Genomic DNA, 10,430 nt, shown 5'->3' with positions numbered 1-10,430 from the left:
CAAGCAGTCTGGAGGAGGTTCTCTTTTTTTTCATGATTGATATGAGGTTAAGAATGAATTAAAAAGTTACCTCTTTCTGGCTGCTACTCGGTAAAACTACCGCAGGTTTAGTGCAACAGAAGCATGTAGATTGCTGACAGAACTTTCAATAAAAGCTGACCCGAAAGTTCAAGTAACAGCAAGAACTCTTATGGAAGAAAATGCCTCTACAAAAGTTTTGAAAAAAAATAATTATGAATTTGTTAGTGTTGTTACTGACCCAGAAGATGGTGAGGTATGGGAATGGAAATTTAACAATTAACACAAAGACCAAAGGCAATAAAGCTGACTGCAAATAATATGGTAAGAACAAAACAGAAGGCATAAAAGCAACGAACCGCTATCAAGGGTTTTGCGTTAGTGGGCAGACAGTGTGGATAAAAACATTTGAGCAATGAATAAACTTTGGTGTTGGTAAACAGTTTTCGGTTTCAAAAGCCAACCAAACGAAAACCAGAAACCGTAACCCCTCCCACAAAAACCAAACTCCAAAACCCCAAATTTTTAAGCCAAGTCAGCCCAGTTCCCACTATAAATTCAACCAATAGGTCATCTTGAATACCAGTGCGCGGGATTTTGAACCACCGAATTGAATAAATCCTTCCTGACTTTCTGCAAGGTAATTGTCGGTATAAACCAAGAAGAAATCCGAAACCGGGGCGAATCTCCACTGCAAACGGGAATTGATATTTACGTTATCAATTTGACTATTGTATTGGACAAATGTGGTCCAAAAGAGTGATTTACTGAAAGTAAAGTCAAATCTTGGGCCGATCAGGAATAGGTTTGCGTTATTATAGGGATCGGGCAAGCGGATGCCATTGTATGCAAAATCAATACTGGTAAAACCCAATGGCTGATAGCGCCACTGAATACTTCCTTCAAGATTCCATCTTGTTCCATTAAAATATCCACCTGAGCGAGTACTCAATTCATAAGACAATTTCTTCCGCTCATCAGAACGATATCGAGCAATAATCAGATTATTGGTGTATTCCGAATTGGCAGGTAGAGGGGTTCCGTCTGTTCCACTCGGGTCAAAACCATCGAATAAGTAAGTGTATTGCCTTCGCAAACGCATGGAAAATGAAGCCGAGGACCGCCAAGTAATATCATAGAGGATGTTTGCATCCCAATCTAGAACTCCGTAGGTTTCATTGCCCAATACATCAAAATCTAAACCAGGGCCATGTCTTTGAACCCCGCCAGAAGAAGGGAAGAAACTTCTTCTGTAGGTCATAGCAAGTTGTTGGATATCCCTTCTTCGTACAAAGCCTACCTCCGGGGCATAATTAGCGCCTATTATTTGAGAACGCATATCTAGTGACCATTCAGGCACGCTGTATTGAAGTTCCATCCCTGTGGTAAATGCGCTGTCTAAATCCGCTTGATTAATGTTTTGATGGTAGAAGAACTTACCATTTATTTTGTTGTCCGAAGAGGCTAGGTTATACTCAGCTCCGAAGGTTCTGTCCCACTCATTATAGAGGCTATCGCTATATTCTTTTGGATCCTTAAAGGTCTGTTTATTGACTAGAAAAGCCGAAATATTTGATCTTGCAAAAACTTTTTGCTGTACTGAAACCATGGAATAATTGTAGGAAGGTAAACTAGCCGACTCGTCATCCGCCACTTGCATGCTTAAGACACCCACACGGAGATTATCATTTACTTTTCCACTGAGTCGAACCCCTAGCGGTATAGCGGATTCGATATTCTGCCCGGTACTTTCATCCCGAGATACGCCAATTCTTCTACTGAAAAAGGGCGTATTTCCACGCTGGCCATAATTGGCAAATAGATCTGCATTCTCCAAGAAGAACTGCCGGCGCTCCGGAAAGAAAATCTCAAAACGATCTAGATTAGTGACCTGCTGGTCCACCTCCACCTGTGAAAAATCAGGGTTTACCGTCAGATCCAGATTCAGCCCGGGAGTTATTCCATATTTCAGATCAAAACCTGCATTTAAACCCTTTTGGGCATCCTGGACCTCATCAAAATTCTGATTGTAATTACCTGCTAGGTAGGGAATAAAGGAGATGTTTTTTCCGCTTCGTTTGGTAGGTTCTTCCCATTCTGCCTCTCTCAGCGAAGCCAGATTAAAGAGCGTAAAATTTCGCTGAATAGGTGCCCAGGTGGACCTTTCGGCACTCTCACTATCAATTCGGTAGAAATTTATATTCCAATTGTTCTGCCCTTCATTAAACCGAAGGGAGTTTAGCGGAATGGCAATTTCCGCTACCCAATATCCTTTATAAATCTTGGCTTCTCCTCTCCAGACATTGTCCCAGTCTAGACTAAATGAACTCTCACCACTTCCACCATTCGCTACCAAACCCTCACGACGAACTCCAAAAGGATTGATCCCAAAGGTGAATGCATTCGTTCGATCTTGGAAAGTGTCCAAGATGACAGTAAAGTTATCATTAGCGGCTCCTCTAAAATCTCGTCTGAGTGATGGGGTTACATATTCACGGTCATCTGAAGCATTGTGCATAATCCCCAGTACATATACATTCTTATCATCGTATAGTACTTTGGCTACCGACTGGTTCACCGCCAAAGAAGAATCATAAGGGAAGTATTGCATCCAATCATAGGCAGAATCTGCCTCTGCCCAAATCGCGTCTATCTCTCCATCGATAAGAATGGGCGTATTAATTTTTTTAAAAACAATGTCTTGGGTGAAAGCGGTAGTGGTACAAAGTACAAGTCCTATAAGGGAGAGGGCCTTTCTAAACATGGTGCAAAACTATTCGAATTGGATTAGCCCCTGAATAAATTTTATTTCAGCGGTTCCTGTTGGTTGGTGTTCGCTTAGAACTCAGTGGTCTAAAACAAGTTTGAATGAGGTGATTATTTTATTTAAGCGACATTTTTCAAGGATAAAACGTTAGAAATACTACTGATTTGGAGATATTGTAAGACAGCTTACCTTAGATACCACGCTAGACTGATAAAATGGAATTCTAAGTTTATTTAAAAAAACAATCCCTCAGAAATGAAAATCATCTCCACCAATATTGGCAAGCCAACCACTTTTATTTGGAATGGAAAAGAAGAAAGAACAGGCATTTACAAATATCCAACCGATCAACCGATCTTTCTGACAAAAAATGATGTGCTGAGCGATGAGGTTTCCAATCGGCTCAATCACGGAGGATATTACAAGGCTTGCTATGTTTTTTCAGCTGAGCAATATCCCTATTGGAAAAACCTATTTCCCAATCTTGACTGGACTTGGGGAATGTTTGGAGAAAATCTCACTCTTGCTGATTTTGACGAAAATCAAGTCTATCTGGGAGATACCTATCAAGTAGGGGAGGCATTGGTGCAAGTTTCCCAATACAGAGAGCCTTGCTACAAGCTTGGGGTGAAATTTGGAACACAACAAGTCATTAAGCAATTTGTCCAACATGGTTACGGAGGCACTTATCTAAGTATTTTGGAGGAAGGTTATGTCCGCGTCAATGATGAATTTAAACTGGTTGAACGCCCGGAAAAAAGTTTGACTGTTGCGGATCTATTTCAATTGGTCCATGCCAAAGAAAAGGATCAAGCTTTAGTACGAATCGCGGCAAAAAGTAAAGCTATTCCTCCCAAAAAGCGAATTTGGTTTGAATCATTTCTTGACCAATTATAATATCCACTTGTATTCAAAATTCCATTTCAAAATTTAATTTTAACAATTCTCACCAAAACCAAAACAATGAAAAAGATGCGAATACTATTTACCGGAGGATCAGGAAAAGCAGGAAAGCACGTCATTCCCTATTTATTGGAGCAGGGACATCGTGTGATGAATGTGGACTTGAAGCCGCTGAATTATCCTGGTGTAGATAATTTGATCGCAGATATTACTGATTCTGGACAGATGTTCAATGCCATGAATTCATATGCCAACTTTGATGAGTTGGAACTAGGAACCGGTGTTCCAAAATTCGATGCGGTGGTACATTTTGCCGCCGTGGCGAGAATCTTGATCAATCCGGATAATGAAACCTTTAGAGTTAATACGGTCGGTACCTACAATGTGATCGAGGCCGCAGTAAAGCTTGGAATCAAGAAGATTATCATCGCTTCTTCGGAGACCACTTATGGCATCTGTTTTTCAGATGGTCAAACTAATCCTCATTCGTTGCCTTTAGAGGAGGATTACGATGTGGATCCTATGGATAGCTATGGCTTATCAAAGGTGGTTAATGAAAAAACAGCGAGAGCTTTTCAGCGACGTTCGGGGTTTGATATTTACGCCCTTCGGATTGGAAATGTGATTGAGCCTCATGAATACACTGAGTTGTTTCCCCATTATTTCAAGCATCCGGAAGTGCGCCGCAGAAATGCCTTCTGTTACATCGATGCGCGTGACTTAGGTCAGATCGTGGATTTATGCTTGAAAAAAGACGGGCTGGGTTATCAGGTATTCAATGCGGGAAACGATCACAACGGTGCTATTATTCCTAGTAAGGAATTGGCTGAGCGGTTTTTTCCGGGAGTGCCAATTACCCGTGAATTAGGCGAGCATGAAGCCTTATTTTCCAATCGGAAAATCAAGGAGGTCCTAGGCTTCAAAGAGCAGCACAACTGGAGAAAATATGTGAAGGAGGTTTGATTTCTAGAATAGTTTAGCCTCGGTCTTGTCTCCACTAACCGTAATCAACAACTAATTCAACTCGAAGCATATCAGCCATCCCTAATTCAAACCTCAATAATTCAAGGGATTTGTATCTTTATCCAAGTACTTTGAAAGGTGTTTCTACAATTCGAAAATCATTAACCCAACCAACAAACCCAAAAATGACTTACAAACACTTCTTTGCAGTAATCCTAGGTTCTTTTCTTTTGATCTTTTTGCCTGCACAGATTTTTGGGCAGACTACTCCCAAAACCTTTGTGTATGGAGATTTGCTACCGGACGCCCCTGAATTGGCAGCTAGAGGGGAGTATGCCGTAGGCGTGCAAACCTTAGATTTATTAAATAAGAATCAACTCAATATTCTCAATTATGGAAAAGGAGGGGACTCGCTCTATAATAGACCGCTGAAGATCGAAGTGTGGTATCCGGCCAATGCCGTAGGCACTGACCTGATCTCTTATGACGAAGTGATGGGTCAAAACGGTTCGCCTACCAGACCTATTATTCCTTTTACTTTTCTAGGCCGGGCTACCCGAAATTCAAAACCAGTATCCAGTGCCGGATCCTTCCCTTTGGTGATTGTATCTCACGGATACACAGGTTCTCGCTACCTAATGACTTACCTGACTGAAAATCTAGCTTCCAAAGGCTATGTGGTTGTGGCGATTGATCATACCGAAGCGACATTTAAAGATGCGGCAGGCTTCCAAAGCACCCTGCTTAATCGTTCTCTGGATGACCTCTTTGTACTAAATGAAATCGCAAGGATGTCAAAGCAGGCTGATTCGTTTTTAAATGGTTTAGTGGACTCGGATAATTCCGCGTTGATCGGTTATTCGATGGGTGGCTATGGAGCGATAAATGTAGTCGGAGCCGGATATAGTCCGCAGGCCTCCCAGCTGTTTGGTTCAATAACAAGTGGAAGTAAAGCTTTAGAGAAGCGAACTATTGGAAATCCGGAATTTCAAGCCTCAATCGATCATAGGATCAAGGTAGTAGTTGCTTTTGCACCATGGGGAATGCAGCGAGGAGTTTGGAATGCGGAAGGACTCGCGGGGATAAAAATCCCCTCACTGTTTATAGCAGGGAGTAAGGATGATATCTCAGGCTATGAGGATGGTACCAAAGCGATCTATGAAGGAGCCGTAAACTCAGACCGTATCTTACTCACTTACATTGATGCACGGCATAATACAGCTCCAAATCCTCCTCCAGCAGAAGCTTTGGAAGCAGGAAGACCAATAGACGAATACTTGAGGTATGCAGATTCGGTTTGGGATATGCGTCGAATTAATAATATCAATCAACACTTTGTCACTGCTTTTCTTGGGATTCATCTAAAAGGGAAGGAAGATTACAAACCATATTTATACCTCACAGAAGAGGCTAAGATGAAAGTTTGGCCGGGCTTTAAGCCGCGAACCTCCATAGGGCTTGAGTTGGACCATCAATCAGCTAATTAAAAAATAGAAGCTTTGTAAAGCCAATCAACAATTGTCCGATGCGAACCTACCTTCCAATCCTCCTTCTTATATCCTTTCTCACTTTTTCCTGTAAGCAAAAAGCCTCCACGGAAATGAAAGTCGAATTTCAAAGAAATAGTATTTTCACTACTCCTCTTGGTAAGACCTTTATAATTCCGGCTCCCGGGGAGAATGCTCTGGCGAAATATGAAGAGGCGAAAGCAGCTTTCGAAGCAAATCCAGAAGATGTGGATGCGCTCATCTGGTACGGGCGACGCACCGCTTATCTGGGTCAGTATCGTCAAGCAATTTCGATTTATACCAATGGAATAACCCAGTTTCCAAATGAAGCTCGACTCTACCGTCACCGTGGACATCGCTACATCAGTTTGCGGGAATATGATTTAGCAATTGCAGATTTTGAGCAAGCGGCGAGTCTGATCGAGGGAACTGAAAATGAAATCGAGCCTGATGGGATACCTAATGCTCAAAATATCCCTGTCAGCACGCTTCATGGGAATATTTGGTACCACCTGGGGCTAGCCTATTACCTCACTCATGACTATGAAAAAGCCTACAAAGCATACCTCCGCTGTCGCGAAAGTGGAAATCACTACGACAATATTGTGTCTGCTACACATTGGTTGTATATGATCCAGCAGCGCCTGGGTAATCCGACAAAAGCGGATTCACTTTTGGCTCCGATCAGTAGAGATTCTACTGTGATCGAAAACCAGAGCTATGCAGATCTGTGTCATCTTTACAAAGGTTGGATTCCTGTGGACTCCCTCACCCAGGAAGGCCCCGGCAATCCTTCCAATGATGCGGTAACCTACGGAGTAGCAAATTGGTATTTGTATCATGGGGATACAATTCGAGCCAAGCAATTGATGGAGAAACTTGTAGAGGAGAAAGCCTTTTCTTCCTTTGGATACCTTGCTGCTGAGAGTGATTTGATTCAATATTTTTCAAAAAAATAACAAGAAATGCCGAGCACTTTATTCTTGTAAGTTCCTATCAAATTATGATAATCTTTAAAAGTACAGGCTGTAACCGAACCCATTAAATTTATATTCTCTAGTTTGTTTTTCCAGTAATTGGAGGCTCCAATTAATCTTCAAATATTGAAGGATTAATCAAATTGAATCTGGAATTGAGACTGATTTGGAAATAAGATTCTACTTGAATTACTTATCATTTGAGTGGTTTCTTTTGTAGGGGGTGAGTGACTTTTGTCCATAGGAACCATGCTTTATTTACTTTATATTAAGGTTTCAATCCAAAAAATTGTTCTGCGGTATTCTTTGAGTTGAATTGATTGATGAGGATTCAGTTAAAAAAATCAATTTAATACTAGTATTCTATTTTGTGGTTATTCACACTAATTTCATTTGCAGCTTGGAGATTCCCAAATAGGATTATCACAAAAAGAAAAAGCGATAAAGGTTTATGAAAAAACATAAGAAACTATCCGTTTTGGCATCTACTGCAATCTGCGGAAACGACATCAGTTCCTCCGTTTTATACGTATCGGCTCTGGCAATTGCATTTGCTGGACAGTTTGCATGGATTACCTTACTCATTGTCTCTCTTGTACTCTTTCTTTTTCGGAAAATCTATGGGGAAGTCGTCGGCGCCTTGCCGCTAAATGGAGGCGCATACAATGCCTTACTCAATACTACCAGCAAATCGGTTGCTTCATTTGCTGCTACTTTGACCTTGTTGTCTTACATGGCTACAGCCGTTATTTCTGCCAATGAAGCTATTCATTACTTACATCACCTGATACCGGCGATTCCTATTATTATTGCTACTATTATTTTGCTTGGCTTCTTTGGGGCGTTAACCATTGGGGGAGTTTCAGAATCTGCCAAAGTAGCCATTGGGATTTTCCTTTTCCATTTGGGGTCTTTTGTGCTATTGAGTGGATTTATTTTAGTATTTCTTTTTTCAAACGGAGTTTCAATTTTTCTTGAAAATTGGAGTTTCCCCACCACTGGAGGAAGTATTTCAAATGCTATTTTCCTTGGATTTGCTGCTTCGATGTTGGGCGTTTCAGGCTTTGAGAGTTCTGCCAACTTTGTAGAGGAGCAGGAAAAAGGTGTTTTTCCTAAGACACTCAAATACATGTGGATTGTGGTTAGCGTGATTAATCCACTTACTGCCATTTTTGCTTTGGCACTTTTTGCCTTACCAATTCTTCAAAGTGATTCTTACCAAAATACTTTGCTAATAGAAATGGCATCACATGTAGGTGGAGATTGGCTGGCCATCGTGATTGGTATTGATGCCTTTTTGGTCTTAAGTGGAGCAGTCCTGACCAGCTTTGTTGGAGTGACAGGTTTGCTTGAACGAATGGCCTTAGATCGGATTTTACCTGGCTTTTTTTTAAAGAAAAACAGTCGAGGGAGTTCTTATCGGATTATTATCATTTTCCTGCTGTTAACCATATCAGTCTTATTGATCACAAATGGTGAGGTGAAGCTTTTGGCTGGAGTATACACCATTTCATTTTTGTCAGTCATGGCACTTTTTGGGATAGGGAATATCCTACTTAAAGTAAGACGTGCAAGATTGCCTAGGCCCGAAAAGGCAGGTTGGTTAGGGATTATCATTGCTATCATTGCCGTTTTTATCGCATTGGCCGGAAATATATTAATGGAGCCAATAGAGGGAGTTCCGAGTAATTTTTCTGTCTTCTTAGAATATTTTATTCCTTCTATTGTCTTTATCGTGATCATGCTAAATCGTACGGTACTGCTGAAATTCTTGTTAAAACTGATGCATACCATCTTTGATCCGTTTAGAGCTTTAGTTTTTAAAATTGACAAGAATATACTTTCAGTAATTGATGAAATAAACTCTCAGGAGTTTGTCTATTTCACAAAGAATGATGATGTGGAAACCTTGAACAAGGTGATGCTATACATCCAAAGGAATGAGCATACAAAGAAATTAAAGGTGGTGACTGCAACTAAAAACGGCAATCCAATTACCGATCAATTTAGGAATGATATTAATGTCGTGGACCGGGAATACCCGAAAATCAAAATTGATTTTATTGAGGTAGATGATAATTTTGGTCCCAAGTTAATCAATAGATTATCTGCTGAATGGGGAATCCCAATCAACTTTATGTTTATAGGATCTCCAGGTGATCGCTTCCCGTATAAGGTTGAAGAGCTTGGAGGAGTAAGGCTAATTATTTGATTCTTCTTTGAGATGAAATCGAGCATGACCCAAAGCGATACACAGAGGTATGCCCCGAAATCTATCGGGGAAGGCTTGCGAAGATTCCATGTGGCCATTAAAAATCAAATTATAAACACATGAAATCGAGCATGTTGTATTCGACACACAGAGGGATGATTATGAACAATGCGAAATTCCATATGACCTATAAAAATCAAATTATAAACAGATGAAACAAAATAAGGACAGCATAATTACTGTCCTTATTTTGTTTTACTCCTTTTTTTCAAAATCCTGTAATTTGGATTTTGATCAATTTTTAATAAAACCTCGAAAAGGTTTACCCTCACAGCTCCAGCACCTTCATAAAAAAGCTTTTCAGTTTTCGATATTCTTCGGTATCTACTTTGTTATCGGTCATTACCTCATTTAGAAGTTGATGTAAATCCTTAAAAGGCTGACGATCTAAAACAGAATTGTTTTCTTCAAGCCAATTTCGAAGCATATCCACTTCGTATTTATTGATTTCCTCATCGGCTAAAATCCCGTAGCATAGACCTTGGAGAAACTGAAGTTTTGCTTCTATACTTTCTGAATTGCTGAGATGGTTTTCATGTTTATCGAGAATCGCTTTCAGTTCCCATATTTCCTCCGAAGTCATGGTGCCTCCGCCCAGGATTTCTTTAATCTCAGAATAAAATTCTTTAAATGGGGCTTCAGTGCTAAGTCCTTCATGGGCTTGACACCAGAGTTTCATCTCGTCAAATTCTCCTCTGGTGATTCTTCCGTCACCGCTGATTCCATAAATAATTCCTTTGAGATGATTGAATGGTTTTTGGGTCTTGCTAGTCATATTCTGAAATTTTATTTTTCTAAAATAAGGAAAGTTGGTCGCCATCTTATACCCTGTACAGGGTATTTTTCATTCTTTTTTATTAAAAAAATTGATTTTCCTAAATCAGCTTAGGTCCATATTTAATCGAATAGAGGTGTCCGCTTAACATCATATCATATTTGAGATATACATTTTATCTGCTTTTACCATTCTGATGATTAGATTATTGAAGATGGTGTCTTTGTTCTGGGAGCGATTAATTCGG

At 40.3% G+C, this 10,430-nt stretch carries 8 protein-coding genes and 1 pseudogene; 6 read left to right on the top strand and 3 right to left on the bottom strand.

Annotation, left to right across the window (positions count from 1 at the left end):
* Positions 1-130 precede the first annotated feature (130 nt).
* Entirely contained in the window at positions 131-301 is a 171-nt protein-coding gene (locus P8O16_RS04470) for a hypothetical protein (RefSeq protein WP_300311279.1), read from the top strand.
* A gap of 267 nt (positions 302-568) precedes the next feature.
* Here the strand turns inward: P8O16_RS04470 and P8O16_RS04465 are convergent, their stop codons facing one another.
* The gene (locus tag P8O16_RS04465; protein WP_300311277.1) at positions 569-2,782 is read right to left on the bottom strand and encodes a DUF5916 domain-containing protein; all 2,214 of its coding nucleotides are present in this window, start codon (positions 2,780-2,782) and stop codon (positions 569-571) included.
* 258 nt (positions 2,783-3,040) lie between these two features.
* On the opposite strand from P8O16_RS04465, the gene P8O16_RS04460 reads away from it, so the two are divergent.
* From P8O16_RS04460 to P8O16_RS04440, 5 genes are all read left to right on the top strand, one after another.
* The gene (locus tag P8O16_RS04460) at positions 3,041-3,682 is read left to right on the top strand and encodes an MOSC domain-containing protein (RefSeq protein ID WP_300311275.1); all 642 of its coding nucleotides are present in this window, start codon (positions 3,041-3,043) and stop codon (positions 3,680-3,682) included.
* A gap of 66 nt (positions 3,683-3,748) precedes the next feature.
* The gene (locus P8O16_RS04455; RefSeq protein ID WP_300311273.1) at positions 3,749-4,651 is read left to right on the top strand and encodes an NAD(P)-dependent oxidoreductase; all 903 of its coding nucleotides are present in this window, start codon (positions 3,749-3,751) and stop codon (positions 4,649-4,651) included.
* 185 nt (positions 4,652-4,836) lie between these two features.
* Positions 4,837-6,138, top strand: coding sequence for a dienelactone hydrolase (locus tag P8O16_RS04450; RefSeq protein ID WP_300311271.1), 1,302 nt, complete (start codon positions 4,837-4,839; stop codon positions 6,136-6,138).
* A 113-nt stretch (positions 6,139-6,251) separates the two neighbouring features.
* Positions 6,252-7,118 (top strand): hypothetical protein, encoded by an 867-nt coding sequence (locus P8O16_RS04445; protein WP_300311270.1) that lies wholly within the window; start codon positions 6,252-6,254, stop codon positions 7,116-7,118.
* A 469-nt stretch (positions 7,119-7,587) separates the two neighbouring features.
* The gene (locus P8O16_RS04440) at positions 7,588-9,348 is read left to right on the top strand and encodes an APC family permease (protein ID WP_300311268.1); all 1,761 of its coding nucleotides are present in this window, start codon (positions 7,588-7,590) and stop codon (positions 9,346-9,348) included.
* Positions 9,349-9,676: 328 nt separating this feature from the next.
* Here P8O16_RS04440 and P8O16_RS04435 read toward each other — a convergent pair whose 3' ends face one another.
* Both P8O16_RS04435 and P8O16_RS04430 read right to left on the bottom strand, forming a co-directional pair.
* Positions 9,677-10,183 carry a hypothetical protein gene (locus tag P8O16_RS04435; protein WP_300311267.1) on the bottom strand — a complete coding sequence of 169 codons (507 nt, stop codon included), beginning with the start codon at positions 10,181-10,183 and terminating at the stop codon, positions 9,677-9,679.
* Positions 10,184-10,333: 150 nt separating this feature from the next.
* Positions 10,334-10,430 (bottom strand): annotated as a pseudogene (locus tag P8O16_RS04430) (IS1595 family transposase); the annotation flags it as partial.

Source organism: Algoriphagus sp. (assembly GCF_029254265.1).
Taxonomy (GTDB): Bacteria; Bacteroidota; Bacteroidia; order Cytophagales; family Cyclobacteriaceae; genus Algoriphagus.
The sequence above is the reverse complement of the archived record's forward strand: the minus strand, read 5'-3'. Positions and strand labels throughout refer to the sequence as shown.